Consider the following 14,952-nt stretch of genomic DNA (forward strand, 5'->3'; position numbering starts at 1 on the left):
GGGGGGGGGGGGGGGGGGGGGCCCCGGGGGGGGGGGGGGGGGGGGGGGGGCGCGCCGGGGGCCGCCCCGGTGGTGCCGCCGCCCCGGGCGGGCTCCTCGCCCCCGCCGTCCCGCCCCACCAGGGCCCACACCAGCCCGGCCACGAGGAGCGCGGCCACGGCGAGGGCGACGACGAGCAGGGTCACGGCTCGCCGTGAACCGGGCGCGCCGCCGTCCCGGCGGCCGGGGCCTCCCGGCCCACCGGGCCCGGAAGGGCTTGCCGGACCGCCCTGGGCGTACGAACCGGCCGCACCGCCCGGGCTGTACGGACCGGCGGGATCGCCCGAGCCGTGCGAACCAGCCGGGGCACCGGGGTTGTACGAACCTGCCGGGTGCCCCGGGCCGTAGGAATCCGCTGAGCCGTCCGGGCCGTACAGACCTGCCGGGCTGCCCGGACCGCGGAAGCCGCGTGAGCCACCGGAGCCGCCGGAGCCGCCCGAGCCGTAAGGGCCTCCGGGGCCGTCCGGACTGCCCGAACCGACCGGCCCGCTTGGGCTGCCGGAGCCGTGCGAGCTGTCGGGGGCGCCCGAGCCATGGGAATCCGCCCGGCCCCTCCGGCCGTAGGGGTTTTCCCGGCGGCCCGAGCCATAGGGATCCACCGGGTCGCTCGGGCCGTATAAACCTGCTGAGCCGCCCGAGCCGCCCGGATTACCCAGGTTGCCCGAGCCGTCAGGCCCGCCAGGACTGTCCGGACCGCCCGGGCCACGCGGATCGCCGGGCCCGCCCGGCCCACGTGGCCCGCCCGTCGGCGCCACAACCGTAGGCACGGACGACGCGTCCCGCGTCGCGCCCGGCGTCCCGCCGGCCGCGACCGTGCGCAGCAGGCGCTCGGCCTCCCCGGTGGGCAGCCGCTGTTCCGGGGCCTTGCGCAGCAGGCCCTCCAGGACGGGGGCCAGCGGGCCCGCCCGCCGGGGCGGGGGCAACTCCTCGTCCACGGCGGCCCGTACGGTCGTCAGCGGGGTGTCCCGGCGGAAGGGCGAGTGGCCCTCCGCCGCCGCGTACAGCGTGACCCCGAGCGACCACAGGTCGGACGCCGGGCCGGGCGGGCGGCCCAGTGCCCGTTCCGGGGCCAGGAATTCGGGCGAGCCCATCAGCTGCCCGGTGGCCGTGAGCGCGGAGGTGCCCTCGATCAGGGCGATGCCGAAGTCGCCGAGGACGACCCGCCCGTCGTTGCCGAGCAGAATGTTGGCCGGTTTCACATCCCGGTGGAGGACCCCGACGGCGTGCGCGGCCCGCAGTGCCGCGAGCACCTCGGCGCCGATGCGCGCGGCCCGCGCCGGTGCCATCGGCCCCTCGGCGTCCAGGACCTCCGCGAGGGACAGGCCGGGCACCAGCTCCATGACGATCCACGGCCGCCCGTCCGCCAGGACCACGTCGTACACGGTGACGACGTTGCGGTGCGCGATCCGGGCCGCCGCGCGCCCCTCGCGCTCCAGCCGTTCGTAGAGCCGGTGCACCTCGTCCGCCGGGAGCCTGGCGGGCGCCCGTACCTCCTTGACGGCCACCGCGCGGCCCAGCGCCTCGTCCCGGGCCCGCCACACGACGCCCATCCCGCCACGCCCGAGCTCGTCCGCCAGCCGGTAACGGCCCGCGAGCACGCGCCCGTCGGAGTCCCCGGAGTCCCCGGTCATCGCGCATCCCTCCCCCGGGAGAGCAATTGGGGGTGAATGTACCGCAACAGAGGGTGATTTCCGCCCGGTCGGGAACGTTCCGGAAACCCGCGCGGAGCTGGGATTACGTCAGGTTCACGCCAGGGGCGTCAACCCCCTTGACGGGGTGGTGAATCCGTTCGCGAATGCGCGGGTGACGCGATGGGGCGATAGGGTTACCCTGCCTTGGCCGGGTGCCTCGTACGGGTGGGGAGTCTCATGGACCAGATAGCAATGCGCAGCAGGCCGCGTGTGCCTGCCATCAATTGCGGGAGCAGTGCGTCCAGCGCACGCCTCGACCGCCACCTCGCGGTGCTGGGTGGTCCCGCCCTGGACCGGCGCGAGGTCGAGGGCGCGACCCTGCTGATGCGCGAGCTGACGGCGCGCGACCACGCGCCGGCGGCCGGACCGAGCCGTACGGCGCGGGTGTCCCTGTTCGCGCCCCTGCGACGGCTGCGCCGTTCGCTCTTCGGCAGTCGCCCCTGACGTTCCCTCGGTCCCGCACCAGGCACCCCCGCTCCTCGGCCCGTTCCCGCGCCGCCGGCCGCCCACCCGAATCGCCTTGTGCCCACCTCGGCCGCGGCAGTGCGCGTCAGTGCGCGTCGACCGTGACGGTGAAGGAGAAGCGGTCGCCGCGGTAGTGGATCCGCGCCACGTCCACGACGCGACCGTCCTCGTCGTACGTGACCCCCGTGTAGTGCAGGATCGGGCTGAGCAGCGGCACCTGGAGCAGTCCGGCCGTCTCCGGATCGGCCAGCCGCGCCTCCACGGTGTCCGTGATGCGGCTGATGCGGATTCCCAGCGCGTCGCGCAGCACCTTGGTCATCGGCCAGCGCGCCAGGTCCTCCAGGTCGATCCGTCCGGCCAGTTCGGGGTGCACCAGGTTCTCCGCCCAGTTCACCGGTTCGTCCGTCTCGCCGTCCCGGCGCAGCCGGCGGAAGGCGACGGCCTCGGTCAGCCCGGGGAAGTGCTCGGCCAGGTCGCCGGGGACGGGGGCCGGGCCGTGGCCGAGCACGGTGGTGCGCTCGCCGGACTGCTGGGCGACGATCGTGTCCACCGAGCCCAGCAGCCGTACGGGAGAGCCCCGGCGGGCGCTCGGCTCGATGAACGTCCCGCGCCGCCGGTGCCGGCTGATCAGCCCCTCCGTCTCCAGCTCCTTGAGCGCCTGCCGCATCGTCAGCACGCTCACGCCGTAGTGCGCGGCGAGCGCGTCCTCGGTGGGCAGCCGCAGCGGGTCCTCCGGGCGGCGCCCGAGTATCGAGGCGCGCAACGACTGGGACACCTGGTACCAGAGCGGCAGCTTGCGGTTGAGCGCGAGGGAGTCGGGGGCGAAGACGGTCACGGGAACTCCGGCTCTGCGGGCGGTTTTCGCGGGTGGGAACGGATCAGCGGCGGTAGTGCCGCTCCAGACCCTGCCACACGTCGTCGTAGCCCGTCTGGAGGTGTCCGGCGCCCGCGGCCTGCCCGGTCAGGGTCACCGGCCAGCGGGTCTCGAACATGAACGCCAGCCCGTCGTCGATCTTCTGCGGTTTCAGCTCGGCGGCACTGGCCCTGTCGAACGTCTCCCGGTCCGGCCCGTGCGCGGACATCATGTTGTGCAGCGAGCCGCCGCCGGGCACGAAGCCCTCCGCCTTCGCGTCGTAGGCGCCCTCGATCAGGCCCATGTACTCGCTCATCACGTTCCGGTGGAAGTACGGCGGCCGGAACGTGTTCTCGCCGACCAGCCAGCGCGGCGCGAAGACCACGAAGTCCACGCCGGCCAGCCCCGGGGTGTCGGACGGCGAGGTGAGCACGGTGAAGATCGACGGGTCCGGGTGGTCGTAGCTGATCGTCCCGATGACGTTGAACCGGCGCAGGTCGTAGACGTACGGGACGTGGTTGCCGTGCCAGGCGACGACGTCCAGCGGCGAGTGGTCGTACGTCGCGGCCCACAGGTTGCCGCAGAACTTGTTGACCACCTGGACGGGGCCCTCGACGTCCTCGTACGCGGCCACCGGAGCGAGGAAGTCCCGTGCGTTCGCCAGGCCGTTGGCGCCGATGGGGCCGAGGTCGGGCAGGACGAACGGCCGCCCGTAGTTCTCGCAGACATAGCCGCGGGCGGTCGTCGGGCTCTGCCCGCCGATGGATTCCGTCAGCAGCTCGACCCGGAAGCGCACCCCGCGCGGGATCAGCGCCACGTGCCCCGGCTCGGCGCGCAGCAGCCCGAACTCGGTGCGCAGCAGCAGCCCGCCGCGCTCGGGCACGATCAGCAGCTCGCCGTCCGCGTCGCTGAACACCCGGTCGGTCATGGAGGAGTTGGCGGCGTAGAGATGGATCGCCATGCCGGTGCGCTGGGTGGCGTCGCCGTTGCCGCCCAGGGTCCACAGGCCGGTGAGGAAGTCGGTGCCCTCGGGGGGCTCGGGCAGCGGGTTCCAGCGCAGCCGGTTGGGGTCGGGCACGGTCTCGGTGAAGGGCGCGCCGCGCAGCCCGCCGTTGTCGACGCGGGAGAACGGCGGGTGGGCGGCCGACGGCCGGACGCGGTACAGCCACGACCTGCGGTTGGCGCTCCGCGGTTCGGTGAAGGCGGTGCCGCTCAGCTGCTCCGCGTAGAGCCCGAGGGGCGCGCGCTGGGGCGAGTTGCGCCCCTGCGGCAGGGCGCCGGGAACGGCCTCGCTGCTGTGCTCGTTGCCGAAACCGGGCTGGTAGGCCAGCCCCTCCGCGATCTTCCGCGCCTGCTCGTTGTCCGTGCCGGTCATCGTGTGCTCCCACTGCCGGAGGAATCCTATGGACGACCGTAGGATTTTGATGCGGGGTGCGTCAATGGATCAGGCGGGTGTGATCGGACGGACGGGCGGGTGTGATGGCGGACGACGTGGAGGTGCCCGTGAGGGAAGGCGGCCGCGCGTGGATGCGGGGCGAGCCTCAGAGGCGGTCCGCGTCCCGGCGTCCGGGCAGGTGGATCACCAGCAGCGTCAGCCCGGCCACCAGGAAGTTCCGCTGGGCGGCGGCCAGTCCGTTCCAGCGCGGGGACTGCCACATGGCGAACCACTCGCCGCCGATGGCGATGAACCCCAGCCCGAACAGCAGCAGGAACATCACCAGCCCCAACGTGGCGGTCCGGCGGGCCCGTTCGTACCCGCCGCGGCGCAGGGCGCGCGCCCAGCGGGCCGTCGCCGCGAGCAGGACGGCGGCCGTCGCCGCCTCCCAGGCGATGATCAGGAGGTAGGCCAGGTCCTGGAGCGTTCGGGAGGTGACGGCCCGCCACATCAGGTCCTCGTCCCGGTACGTCGTGTCCATCGCGAGGACGTGACGGACGAAGTCCCGGTTGGTGTCGAAGTCGGTCACGTTGCCGAGGACGACGAGCAGGATGTACACCGCCACCGTGGCCGTCAGCGCCGTCGCCGCCACGGGCAGTCCGCCCCCCAGCACGGCCGGCTTCCGCATGGGGCGAGCATGCCCACGGGCGGCGCTTCGTACGCCCCCTAAGCGCCTGCTCAGGCTGCGGGTAAGGTGTTCGTCCTGCCGACGGGGCCCCGGCGGGGCCGGAAGGGGAGGGGACGCATGGACGCGGAGGCCGGGCGGACCGAGGAGTGGGCGGACGTCACCCCGGACGCGGCCCGGAGGCTGCTGACGGCCGCCGTCCAGGCGTTCGCGGAGCGCGGCTACCACGCGACCACGACGCGGGACATCGCTGGCCGGGCCGGGATGAGTCCCGCCGCCCTCTACATCCACTACCGCACCAAGGAAGAACTCCTCTACCGCATCAGCGGCGTGGGCCACCGGCTCGCCCTCGACATCCTCGGCCGGGCGCGCGACGGCGGCGGCAGCGCGGCCGAGCGCCTCGCCGACGCGGTGCGCACCTTCGTGCGCTGGCACGCGGAGCACCACACGACGGCACGTGTCGTCCAGTACGAACTGGGGGCGCTCGCCGAGGAGCACCACGCGGAGATCGTCGGCATGCGGAGGGAGACGGACGCGGCCGTGCGCGCGATCGTCGAGGACGGGGTGGCGGCGGGGGAGTTCGACGTCGTGGATGTGGCGGGGACGAGCCTTGCGGTGCTGTCGTTGTGTGTGGATGTGGCGCGGTGGTTCCGGGAGGACGGGAAGCGGAGTCCGGGGGAGGTGGGGGAGTTGTATGCGGGGTTGGCGTTGCGGATGGTGGGGTGTGGGGGGTGAGTTGCCCCTGGCCCGCCCTTTCACCGTTTCTTCCGGGGCAAGCCCCGGACCCGCAACGCGGCTTCGCCGCGGTGAGCGGGGGCTCCGCCCCTCGGCCCGGCACCGCGCTCCGCGCGGTGAGCGGGGGCTCCGCCCCCTGCGCCCCTGCTGGGGCTTCGCCCCTGGCCCCCTTGCGGGGCTGCGCCCCCGCACCCCGCTTCGGGGCTCCGCCCCGGACCCCGTATCAAGCCGCGTTACGGGCCCCGGGGCGCAGCCCCGGAAGAAACGGTGAAAGGGCGGGCCAGGGGCACCCTCCACCCCCAACGCACCGCGCACAGCGGTCCCGCACCGCGCACAGCGGTCCCGCACCGCGCACAGCGGTCCCGCACCGCGCACAGCGGTCCCGCGACGCGCGGCCGCCGCGGGACCCCCGCCTCACACCACCGCGCTCACACCGCCGCGAACCGCGGCTCGAACGCGTACCGCCGAGCCGCCGACAGCGCCACCGGCGTCAGCACGGCGACCGGCACCACGATGCCGCAGTCCGCGCACACCGGCCCCTCCAGCGGGTAACGCTCCAGATCCGTGCGCCATTCGATGCGGTCCTGGGCGCAGACGGGGCAGTGGTCCCCCGGCGCCGACTCCATGGCATGGATCACCCGGCGCAGCACGTCCGCGAGCCGGGCCCGCGGTGCCAGGGCGGGCGTCGCGCAGGGCACGATGTCACAGCCGCCCCACGTGTTGCGGTGCCACTCGTCCACCGCGCCGGGCTGGCGGATCCCGTCGTGCTTCTCCCGCCGGCGCCGGCCGGCGAACTCGGCCTCGTAGGCGAGCCAGACCTCGCGGGCCTCCTCCAGCTCCGTCAGGGCCCGGACCAGCCGTGCCGGGTCGGGGGAGCGGTCGTCGGGGGCGAAGCCGGCCTGGGCGCACAGGTGGTGCCAGGTGGCCCGGTGTCCGTACGGGGCGAAGCGTTCGAGGCACTTGCGCAGGGACGTCCGTCGCAGAGCGATGGTGTTTCCCGGATTGCGTACCTCTCGTGCGAGAGCTCTGAAACCTGCCACTGCATCCCACCTCCGGCGGTGCGGACTCGGACGACCAACGTGGAAGGGACGTATCGCGGTGCGAATCGGATCCCTCCGCACGGCGCGGAAGGTCCGCGCTCCGCTAACGCATGCCCCCTCCGGCCATCAGTACGACACGGGCGAGCTCCGCATGGCAGATGTCGCTGTGCGCGCCCGAGGGCGGACCGCCGCGCCGGACGACCTCGCCGGCGTCGACGTTGACGCAGCCGGACGCCGGCAGGCCGTCCGCCAGGGCCTCGGCCAGGGGGAGCGCGGCGCAGTCGGGCACGGCCCGCATGCCGTCGTGGCCCATGGCGCCCCACCGGGACTCGTCCAGCCCCAGCAGCGATTCGGAGTCCCCCGACAGCCGGGAGGCGATCGGGTAGAGCGTGCCGAGCGCCATGTCGTGCCGGGACCAGCAGCAGGCCACGGCGCCGGCGACCCGCGCCGGCGCGTCGCTCAGGACGCCGGCGCGGCCGGGCGCGAAGGGCAGCCGGGGCGTGAACGCGTAGTGCGAGAAGGCGCCTTGGAGCAGGGTGAGCGACTGGACGCGGACGCCGTCGGGGAGTCCGCCGGGCGCGAAGGAGACCAGCCGGGCGCCGAAGCTGTGCCCCGCCAGATGCGCCCGCAACTCCGGTGCCCGGGCGGCGAGTTCACCCAGTGCCGGGCCGAGGCCCTGGCGGCCCACGACGCCGGCCCGGCGCTTCATCTCCCAGTACGTGCCCTGCCGCAGCAGCTCCAGCGCGCCGCGCCACACCCGCTTGAGCACGCCGCCGAACAGGCCGGGGGCCGGCGGGGCCAGGGACTCCAGCGCGGTGGCGAACGCGTCGCAGACCTCCACCGCGCTCTGGGTGAACATCACCGGGACCGTGGGCTCCGAGTCGGTGTCCCGGACCCAGGCCCCGTCCGTGCCGTTGCGGTCGGCCTCCCGGGGACGGGGGCTGACCAGGGTGCGCACCAGCCCGGTGAACTCCTCCAGCCGGGCCCGGTCGGCGGGTTGCCGTTCGGCCAGTTCGGCGAGGCGGCCGATGACCGCGTCCCGGTCGGGGAAGGCGAGCGCCAGGGCCTCCCGGGTGCCGGGCGGCAGCCCCGGCCGGTCGGGGGCGGCGGCCAACGGCAGCCAGTCGGGCACCCCTTCGTCCGTGAACCGCATCGAGGGCCAGATGATCCCGCAGAATCCGAGGCGGGGACGGTCGGGGAACTTGGCGAAGAAGGCGTCGTAGAGACCGGTGGCCGTCGAGCGCGTGTTGTTCCATCCGTGCGCGAAGACGACGAGATCGGTGAGGTGTTCGTCGGCGACGCCCCGGAGCAGGGCGTCCAGTTCGCGCCGGTCCGCGCGCCCGTTCTTGTCGAAGGTCAGTTCCCAGTACGGCCGCACGCTCGTGCCCGCCATGACACCTCCTACCCCTCCGGTGTGGAGCGCATGGTCCTGCTGTCAAGGGGGCCTGTCCAGGGGGCGGCGGGGTGGGATTCCGTGCGACGGGCAGGCGTGCGGACACCGCCGCGAGCTCTCGAACGGGTGGGTGGCAAGATCCCCCGGGGGAGGCCGCGTGCCCGGCGCGGCACCGCAGTTGAAGAGGGGTGGGGTTCAATTGGGGCCGACGAGGAGAACGAAGACCTGTCCCGGCGACCGGCCGGTGCCGCAGCGGCTGCTGGCCGCCGCGACCCGGCTCTTCGCGGACCGGGGGTACGACCGGACGTCCGTCCAGGAGATCGTCGAGGCGGCCGGGGTCACGAAGGGGGCGCTGTACCACTACTTCGGGTCGAAGGACGACCTGTTGCACGAGATCTACGCGCGGGTGCTGCGGGTGCAGCAGGAACGGCTCGACGCGGTGGCGGCGTCGGACGCGCCGGTGGAGGAACGGCTGCGCGCGGCGGCGGTGGACGTCGCGGTGACGACGATCGAGAACCTCGACGACACGAAGATCTTCTTCCGGTCGATGCATCAGCTCGGGCCGGAGAAGTACCGGCAGGTGCGTGCCGAACGGCGGCGGTACCACGAGCGCTTCCGCGCGCTGATCGAGGAGGGGCAGAGGGCGGGGGTGTTCAGCGGGGGGACGCCGACGGATCTGGTGGTGGACTACCACTTCGGGTCGTTGCACCACTTGAGCAGTTGGTACCGGCCGGATGGCCCGCTGACGTCCCGTCAGGTTGCTGAGCACTTGGCGGACTTGCTGCTGCGGGCGTTGCGCCCGTAGGGGGTTTGCCCCGGACCCTCCCTCTCCGGGGGAGGGTCCGGGGCGCATCCCTACGCGTGGCAGGCCAGCGGCCGGCCGCCGTTCATCGTCGCCATGTCCCGCAACACCGCCGCCAGATCCAGCGGCGCCCCGTCCAAGTCCGCATACGCCCGGTGCAAGTTCCCCACCAGCCGCTCGCTCTCCTGCAACTGCGCGAACTCCCCGAGATCCGCGCCCCGCGCCACCTCCAGCGGGGAGCGCCCCGCCGCCCGGCCCTCCCGCGCCAGTTCCTCCACGAACCGCAAATACCGCTCGACCGTGTCGAAGACCCCGGGATCCGTGACCCGCCCGTGCCCCGGCACCACCACCTCCGCGTCCAGCCCCCGCAGCACCTCCAGCGCCCGCAGCGACCCGGCCAGCGAGCCGAACGGGATGAACGGGGTGCCCCCGTTGAAGACCAGGTCCCCGGTGAAGACGATGCGCCGCTGCGGCAGCCAGACCACCGTGTCGCCCACCGTGTGCGCGGGGCCGGGGTGGAAGAGCCGCACCTCGGTGTCGCCGATGTGCAGCGTGAGGGAGTCGGTGTACGTGAGCGTGGCGGGCGTGATGCGCACGTCCCCGTACTCCACCGACGGCCAGATCGCGTGCAGTTGGTGGCCGACGGCCAGCGTCTGCTCCCGGCAGCCGGCGTGGCCGATGATCGTCGCGCCGTCGGCGGCGAAGACGCCGTTGCCGTACGTGTGGTCGCCGTGGTGGTGCGTGTTGACGACCAGGGACGGCGCCGGCGCCCCGCTCGCCGCGACCGCGTCGCGCAGCAGCTCCGCGCGCCGCACGGTCGGCGCGGTGTCGATCAGCAGGGTCCGGTCCCCGTCGGTGACGAACCCCGCGTTGTTCAGGCACCAGCCGCCGTCCGGCTGGACGTAGGCGCTCACCCCGGGCGCCAGCGGCACGGTGTAGGGCTCGGGGACCGCCGAGGGGCCGTGCGCGGCCTCGGCGGTCGGGGACGTACGGGTACTGCTCGACATCTGCGCGCCTCTCCTCATCACCGGACAGGCCGTCAGAATACGGGGAACCGCCGAGGTCAGACGCCCGGCCGCAGCCCGTCCCGCAGCCGCTCCAGCAGGGCGTAGAGCGCGGTCCGCTCCTCCTCGCCGAGCGCGTCCAGGGCGGTGTGCGTGGCGTGCATCCCGGCCCTGACCCGGCGGATCGTCTCGAGCCCCTCGTCCGTGGCGACCACGTTCTTCACCCGGCGGTCGGACGGGTCGGGCTCGCGGCGCACCAGGCCCCGGGCCTCCAGCCGGTCCACGATGCCGGTGACGTTGGACGCGTCGCACGCCAGCAGGGTGGCGAGGCCGCGCATCGGCACCGGGCCCTTGAGGTGGGCGAGCAGCTTGGCCTGTACGCCGGTGAGGCCGTGCCGGGCCGCCGAGGCGGAGAAGTCCTGCCACTGGGCGGTGCCGAGGGCCGCCACCAGTTCCAGGAGCCGGGCCTTGGTCGGGGAGGTAGGGGCGGTCATGCGGCCCAGTCTACTCAAGAGCTTGAGGCCCTAAAACATTAACTTGACTACTTCAAGTATCGGGTCTAGCTTTGCCCGGTTGCTTGATGACTTCAAGCATCAATGTCATGAAGCAACCGGAGGAAAGCGCTCCCATGAACCCCCCGCCGACGTCCTCGCCGACCCCCTCGCGCCCACCGAGGAACGAGACCCTGACCGTCTTCGCCCTGAGCCTCGCGGCGATGGTGGTCTCGATGATGCAGACCCTGGTCGTGCCGATCCTCGGCCTCATCCGGAACGACCTGGAGACCTCCTCCGCCAGCGTCAGCTGGGTCACCACCGCGACCCTGCTCTCCGCCGCCGTCTTCACCCCGCTGCTCGGCCGCTTCGGCGACCAGCACGGCAAGAAGAAGACGCTCGTCGGCGTCCTCGTCGTCATGGTCGCCGGGTCCGTCCTGGCCGCCGTGACCCACTCCCTGCTCTGGCTGATCGTCGGCCGGGTGCTCCAGGGCGCCGCCACGGCGATCTTCCCGCTGGCGCTCTCCGTCCTCCGCGAGGAGGTCCGTCCGGCCAGGCTGCCCGGCGCCATGGCCATGGTCAGCGGCACCCTCGCCTTCGGCAGCGGCCTGGCGCTCGTCGCCACCGGCCTGCTCACCTCGGGCGACGACCCCGACTACCGCAGCGCCTTCTGGCTGGCCACCGGCCTGGCCGCGCTCGCCCTGGTGGCCGTCGCCGCCCTCGTCCCCGCCACCCGCGAGACCACCGGCGGCCGCACCGACGTCCTCGGCGCCCTCACCCTGGCCGCCACCCTCGTCCTGCTCCTGCTGCCCATCACCCAGGGGCACGAGTGGGGCTGGGGCTCGGGCCGCACCCTCGGCTGCTTCACCGGCGCCGTGGTGACGGCCGTCGTGTGGGTCCTCGTCGAGCGCCGGGTGCGCGAACCGCTGGTGGACATGCGGATGTTCGTCCACCGGCCGGTGCTCTTCGCCAACCTCGCCGGACTCCTCGTCGGCTTCGGCTCCTTCGCCCTCTTCATCGGCGTCTCCTACCTGGTGCAGATGCCCTCACGGATCGCGGGCTACGGCTTCGACGCGACCGTGCTGCGCGCCTCCGTGGAGTTCCTGCTGCCCAGCACGATCGTCTCGCTGCTGGCCGCGCCCGTCGGCGGCAAGCTGGTGCGCCGCCACGGCCCGCGCCCGGTGCTGCTGCTCGCCTCGCTGATCGGCACCGCGGGCTTCGTCTGGATCGCCCTCGACCACGGGCACGCCTTCTCCGTGATCGCCGCCGGAATGTTCGTCGGCGCCGGCATCAGCTTCGGCTACGCGGCCATGCCCGCAGTGATCGTCACCAGCGTGCCGCCGCATCAGACGGGCATCGCCAACGGCATCAACTCCATCTCCCGCTCCACCGGCAGCGCCATCGGCAGCGCGATGATCACGACCGTGCTGGCCTCGAAGAGCATCGGGCACCTGCCGCCGGGCGCGCCCGCGCTGCCCGCCGAGAGACAGTTCACCCTGACCTTCGTGATCGCCGGCACCGCGTTCCTCCTCGTCTCGCTGGTCGCATGGCTGGGACTGCGCGGAACACACGCCCGGCGGCCCGCTGCGGTGGCGGGCTCCGCCCCGGCGTCGGACGCTGAAACCGCAGGCGCCACGCGCTGAACACGAGACCGAACCGAGGAGCACGAACATGAAGGCTGTCAGCTACCGCGCCTACGGCGGGCCCGAGGTCCTGGAGTACGGAGAGGTCCCCGAGCCCACGGTCGGCCCGGACTCCGTGCTGGTCAGGGTCCGGGCGGCGGCAGTCAACCCGGTGGACTGGAAGGCCCAGGCCGGCTACCTGGACGGGATGATCAGCCCGGTCTTCCCGGTCGTCCCCGGCTGGGACGTGGCCGGCACCGTCGAGCGGCTCGGCGCGGACACGCCCGAGTTCGCGGTCGGCGACGAGGTCATCGGCTACGTCCGGGAGGACTTCCTCTCCCGGGGGACGTACGCCGAGCTCGTGGCCGCCCCCGTACGGACGCTGGCCCGCAAGCCCGGCAACCTCACCTTCGAGCAGGCCGCGGGCCTCCCGCTGGCCGGGCTGACCGCCTACCAGGCGCTCCGGGCGGCCCACCTCACGCACCGGGACACGGTGCTCGTGCACGGCGCGGCGGGCGGGGTCGGATCGATGGCGGTCCAGCTCGCGCGCAACGCGGGCGCGCGGGTCATCGGGACGGCGAGCGAGCGCAACCACGCGTACCTGCGCACGCTGGGCGCCGAGCCGCTGGTGTACGGGGAGGGGCTCGTCGACCGCTTCCGGGCCCTGGCGCCGGAGGGGGCGAGCGTGGTGCTCGACCTGGTCGGGGGCGGTGTGATCCGGACATCCCAGCACATCACCGTGCCCGACGCCCGGCTCGTCTCGATCGTGGACCCGTCGGTGACGGAACTGGGCGGACACCTGCTGTGGGTCCGCCCGGACGCGGCCGACCTGGCGGCACTGACCCACCTGGCGGAGCGGGGGCGGTTGTCCGTGGAGGTGGCGGAGGTGTTCCCGCTGGAGCGGGCGGCGGACGCGCAGCGGGTGAGTGCGGAGGGGCACACGCGGGGGAAGCTGGTGCTGGTGCCGTAGGGGTTTCTCCCCGCCCCGCCCTTTCACCGTTTCCTCCGGGGCAGGCCCCGGGCCCGGCACCGCCCTCCGGGCGGTGAGCGGGGGCTGCGCCCCCTGCACCCCGCGGGGTCCGGGGCAGAGCCCCGGAGCGGGGTGCAGGGGGCGCAGCCCCCGCTCACCGCCCGGAGGGCGGTGCCGGGCCCCGGGGCCTGCCCCGGAAGAAACGGTGAAAGGGCGGGGCGGGGGCACCATCACCCGTCACGGCGCCACGCCCGCAGCCTCCTCCACGCCTCCAGCCCGTCCGGCACCCACTCCCACTCCGGAAGCCGCGCTTCGAGCTCGTCCTCCGCGAGGAAGGAATGCCAGGCCACCTCCGACACCTGCGGCCTGACCGCCAGGTCGCACCGCACCTCGTACACCCCCGACCACCACTCCCCGAACCCCTCCGACCGGAAGAGGAAGCGGAACAACGGCGTCGGCGCCGAAAGCCCCCGCACCCCCAGCTCCTCCTCCGCCTCCCGCAGCGCCGCCGCGTCGTACGTCTCGCCCGCCCCGAGCACCCCGCCCACGAACATGTCGTACCGCGACGGGAAGATCAGCTTCCGCGCCGTCCGCCGGTGGACGAAGATCCGCCCCTCCGCGTCCCGCACCTGCACGAACGTGCAGCGGTGGCGCAGCCGCCGGGCGTAGACCTCGCCCCGGGGCGCCTGCCCCACGACGCGGTCGTGCTCGTCGACGACGTCGAGGATCTCGTCGGCCGAAAGTCCCTGCGCATCCATGGTCATGGGGCCATCACATCAGCGCGGCTGCAGATCCCGCACCCTCTCCTCCGTCATTCCGGACGGCATCGCCGGATGCCGCCCGATCAGCACGATCCCCACCACGATCGCCGCCAGCCCCGCCGCCTGCCAGGCCAGCGCCCCCGGCGAGGTCCGCAGCCGGTCGCCGAGGAACCCCACCCCGCAGATGATCCCCGCCAGCGGCTGGGCCGCGGTCAGCGCGGGCAGGGACATCCGCAGCGGCGCCGTCTCGAAGGCGCTCTGCACCAGCACCAGCCCGGTGACGCCCAGCGCCAGCACCGCGTAGGGCTGCCAGCTGACGACCAGCGCGGCCGGGCCGCCGTGCGTCCAGCGCTCCCCGCTGACCCGGGTCAGGGCGTCCTGGACGCCGTACAGCAGGCCCGCCGCCACGGCCAGCGTCGCCGCCTCCGCGCTCATCCGCAGCCGTTTGGAGACCGCCGCCAGCACCAGCGCGCCGCCGATCATCACGCCGACGATCAGCCAGTGCCGCAGCGGGTCGGTCACCGAGTGCCCGCCCTGCGGGCGCCCCGCGACGATGAAGGCGGTCACGCCGCCGGCCAGCAGCCACAGCCCGCCCCAGCCGGTCAGGCCCAGCGGCTGCTTGGTCTGCCACCGGGAGAGGGCCATCGCGAACAGCAGGTTCGTCGCCAGCAGCGGCTCCACCAGCGAGATCTCCCCGCTGCCCAGTGCCACCGCGCCCAGCGCCATGCCGCACACCATCAGGCCCAGGCCCGCCAGCCAGCGCGGCATCCGCACCAGGTCGAGCAGCAGCCGGAAGGAGAGGAAGTCGCTCATGGGGGCCCGCTGCGCCGCGTTCTGCTGGAGGACGAACCCGAAGCCCAGGCAGAGGGCCGCGCTCAGAGCGAAGGCGAAGACCATACGTCGCGCACCTCAAGACCGGCCGGAGGTCGGGGACTTGACCCGAGGGACTTGGCCCGAGAACGATAGCCGCCTCATGGGCGTTGCACGGTACGAGTACCCCCCTTTCGGACGTTCATCCAGACCCGT

15 protein-coding genes are annotated in these 14,952 nt (G+C 73.7%); 5 read left to right on the top strand and 10 right to left on the bottom strand.

Annotation, left to right across the window (positions count from 1 at the left end; translation table 11 throughout):
• A partial coding sequence (locus I5Q34_RS34885; RefSeq protein WP_234429173.1) for a serine/threonine-protein kinase occupies window positions 1–1,670 on the bottom strand: 1,670 nt, incomplete at its 3' end.
• Between the two features lie 237 nt (window positions 1,671–1,907).
• On the opposite strand from I5Q34_RS34885, the gene I5Q34_RS20435 reads away from it, so the two are divergent.
• Window positions 1,908–2,174, top strand: a complete 267-nt coding sequence (locus I5Q34_RS20435) for a hypothetical protein (RefSeq protein WP_199893759.1) — start codon at window positions 1,908–1,910, stop codon at window positions 2,172–2,174.
• Between the two features lie 106 nt (window positions 2,175–2,280).
• Here the strand turns inward: I5Q34_RS20435 and I5Q34_RS20440 are convergent, their stop codons facing one another.
• From I5Q34_RS20440 to I5Q34_RS20450, 3 genes are all read right to left on the bottom strand, one after another.
• Window positions 2,281–3,030, bottom strand: a complete 750-nt coding sequence (locus tag I5Q34_RS20440) for a GntR family transcriptional regulator (protein ID WP_199893760.1) — start codon at window positions 3,028–3,030, stop codon at window positions 2,281–2,283.
• Between the two features lie 43 nt (window positions 3,031–3,073).
• Entirely contained in the window at window positions 3,074–4,423 is a 1,350-nt protein-coding gene (hmgA, locus tag I5Q34_RS20445) for a homogentisate 1,2-dioxygenase (RefSeq protein WP_199893761.1), read from the bottom strand.
• A 166-nt stretch (window positions 4,424–4,589) separates the two neighbouring features.
• A complete protein-coding gene (locus tag I5Q34_RS20450) occupies window positions 4,590–5,111 on the bottom strand; it encodes a DUF2165 domain-containing protein (RefSeq protein WP_199893762.1) in 522 nt (173 codons plus the stop codon).
• Window positions 5,112–5,228: 117 nt separating this feature from the next.
• Here I5Q34_RS20450 and I5Q34_RS20455 point away from each other — a divergent pair, with 117 nt between their 5' ends.
• Complete coding sequence (locus I5Q34_RS20455) at window positions 5,229–5,843, top strand: TetR/AcrR family transcriptional regulator (RefSeq protein ID WP_199893763.1); 615 nt, start codon at window positions 5,229–5,231, stop codon at window positions 5,841–5,843.
• 428 nt (window positions 5,844–6,271) lie between these two features.
• Here the strand turns inward: I5Q34_RS20455 and I5Q34_RS20460 are convergent, their stop codons facing one another.
• Window positions 6,272–6,883, bottom strand: coding sequence for a hypothetical protein (locus I5Q34_RS20460; protein WP_199893764.1), 612 nt, complete (start codon window positions 6,881–6,883; stop codon window positions 6,272–6,274).
• Between the two features lie 103 nt (window positions 6,884–6,986).
• The gene (locus I5Q34_RS20465; protein WP_199893765.1) at window positions 6,987–8,276 is read right to left on the bottom strand and encodes a serine-threonine protein kinase; all 1,290 of its coding nucleotides are present in this window, start codon (window positions 8,274–8,276) and stop codon (window positions 6,987–6,989) included.
• 199 nt (window positions 8,277–8,475) lie between these two features.
• Here I5Q34_RS20465 and I5Q34_RS20470 point away from each other — a divergent pair, with 199 nt between their 5' ends.
• Window positions 8,476–9,081 carry a TetR/AcrR family transcriptional regulator gene (locus I5Q34_RS20470; RefSeq protein ID WP_199893766.1) on the top strand — a complete coding sequence of 202 codons (606 nt, stop codon included), beginning with the start codon at window positions 8,476–8,478 and terminating at the stop codon, window positions 9,079–9,081.
• A gap of 50 nt (window positions 9,082–9,131) precedes the next feature.
• Here the strand turns inward: I5Q34_RS20470 and I5Q34_RS20475 are convergent, their stop codons facing one another.
• Together I5Q34_RS20475 and I5Q34_RS20480 are read right to left on the bottom strand one after the other, a co-directional pair.
• A complete protein-coding gene (locus tag I5Q34_RS20475; protein WP_199893767.1) occupies window positions 9,132–10,085 on the bottom strand; it encodes an MBL fold metallo-hydrolase in 954 nt (317 codons plus the stop codon).
• A 56-nt stretch (window positions 10,086–10,141) separates the two neighbouring features.
• Window positions 10,142–10,576, bottom strand: coding sequence for a MarR family winged helix-turn-helix transcriptional regulator (locus I5Q34_RS20480; protein ID WP_199893768.1), 435 nt, complete (start codon window positions 10,574–10,576; stop codon window positions 10,142–10,144).
• 134 nt (window positions 10,577–10,710) lie between these two features.
• Between I5Q34_RS20480 and I5Q34_RS20485 the strand changes: the two genes are divergently transcribed.
• Entirely contained in the window at window positions 10,711–12,216 is a 1,506-nt protein-coding gene (locus I5Q34_RS20485; RefSeq protein WP_199893769.1) for an MFS transporter, read from the top strand.
• Between the two features lie 28 nt (window positions 12,217–12,244).
• Window positions 12,245–13,165: an NADP-dependent oxidoreductase gene (locus tag I5Q34_RS20490; RefSeq protein ID WP_199893770.1), complete on the top strand. Its 921-nt coding sequence runs from the start codon at window positions 12,245–12,247 to the stop codon at window positions 13,163–13,165.
• A gap of 230 nt (window positions 13,166–13,395) precedes the next feature.
• On the opposite strand, the gene I5Q34_RS20495 is transcribed toward I5Q34_RS20490, so the two are convergent.
• Together I5Q34_RS20495 and I5Q34_RS20500 are read right to left on the bottom strand one after the other, a co-directional pair.
• Entirely contained in the window at window positions 13,396–13,923 is a 528-nt protein-coding gene (locus tag I5Q34_RS20495) for an NUDIX domain-containing protein (RefSeq protein ID WP_199894288.1), read from the bottom strand.
• Between the two features lie 18 nt (window positions 13,924–13,941).
• Window positions 13,942–14,823, bottom strand: coding sequence for a DMT family transporter (locus I5Q34_RS20500; RefSeq protein ID WP_199893771.1), 882 nt, complete (start codon window positions 14,821–14,823; stop codon window positions 13,942–13,944).
• Window positions 14,824–14,952 lie beyond the last annotated feature (129 nt).

It is taken from the genome of Streptomyces sp. AV19 (genome assembly GCF_015999245.1).
Classification (GTDB): domain Bacteria; phylum Actinomycetota; class Actinomycetes; order Streptomycetales; family Streptomycetaceae; genus Streptomyces.

Bases quoted from the DNA above. Each gene is read 5' to 3' on its own strand.
- I5Q34_RS20435 (WP_199893759.1), top strand. From the start codon at position 1,908: ATGGACCAGATAGCAATGCGCAGCAGGCCGCGTGTGCCTGCCATCAAT.
- hmgA (WP_199893761.1), bottom strand. From the start codon at position 4,423: ATGACCGGCACGGACAACGAGCAGGCGCGGAAGATCGCGGAGGGGCTG.
- I5Q34_RS20450 (WP_199893762.1), bottom strand. From the start codon at position 5,111: ATGCGGAAGCCGGCCGTGCTGGGGGGCGGACTGCCCGTGGCGGCGACG.
- I5Q34_RS20455 (WP_199893763.1), top strand. From the start codon at position 5,229: ATGGACGCGGAGGCCGGGCGGACCGAGGAGTGGGCGGACGTCACCCCG.
- I5Q34_RS20465 (WP_199893765.1), bottom strand. From the start codon at position 8,276: ATGGCGGGCACGAGCGTGCGGCCGTACTGGGAACTGACCTTCGACAAG.
- I5Q34_RS20475 (WP_199893767.1), bottom strand. From the start codon at position 10,085: ATGTCGAGCAGTACCCGTACGTCCCCGACCGCCGAGGCCGCGCACGGC.
- I5Q34_RS20480 (WP_199893768.1), bottom strand. From the start codon at position 10,576: ATGACCGCCCCTACCTCCCCGACCAAGGCCCGGCTCCTGGAACTGGTG.
- I5Q34_RS20485 (WP_199893769.1), top strand. From the start codon at position 10,711: ATGAACCCCCCGCCGACGTCCTCGCCGACCCCCTCGCGCCCACCGAGG.
- I5Q34_RS20490 (WP_199893770.1), top strand. From the start codon at position 12,245: ATGAAGGCTGTCAGCTACCGCGCCTACGGCGGGCCCGAGGTCCTGGAG.
- I5Q34_RS20495 (WP_199894288.1), bottom strand. From the start codon at position 13,923: ATGGATGCGCAGGGACTTTCGGCCGACGAGATCCTCGACGTCGTCGAC.
- I5Q34_RS20500 (WP_199893771.1), bottom strand. From the start codon at position 14,823: ATGGTCTTCGCCTTCGCTCTGAGCGCGGCCCTCTGCCTGGGCTTCGGG.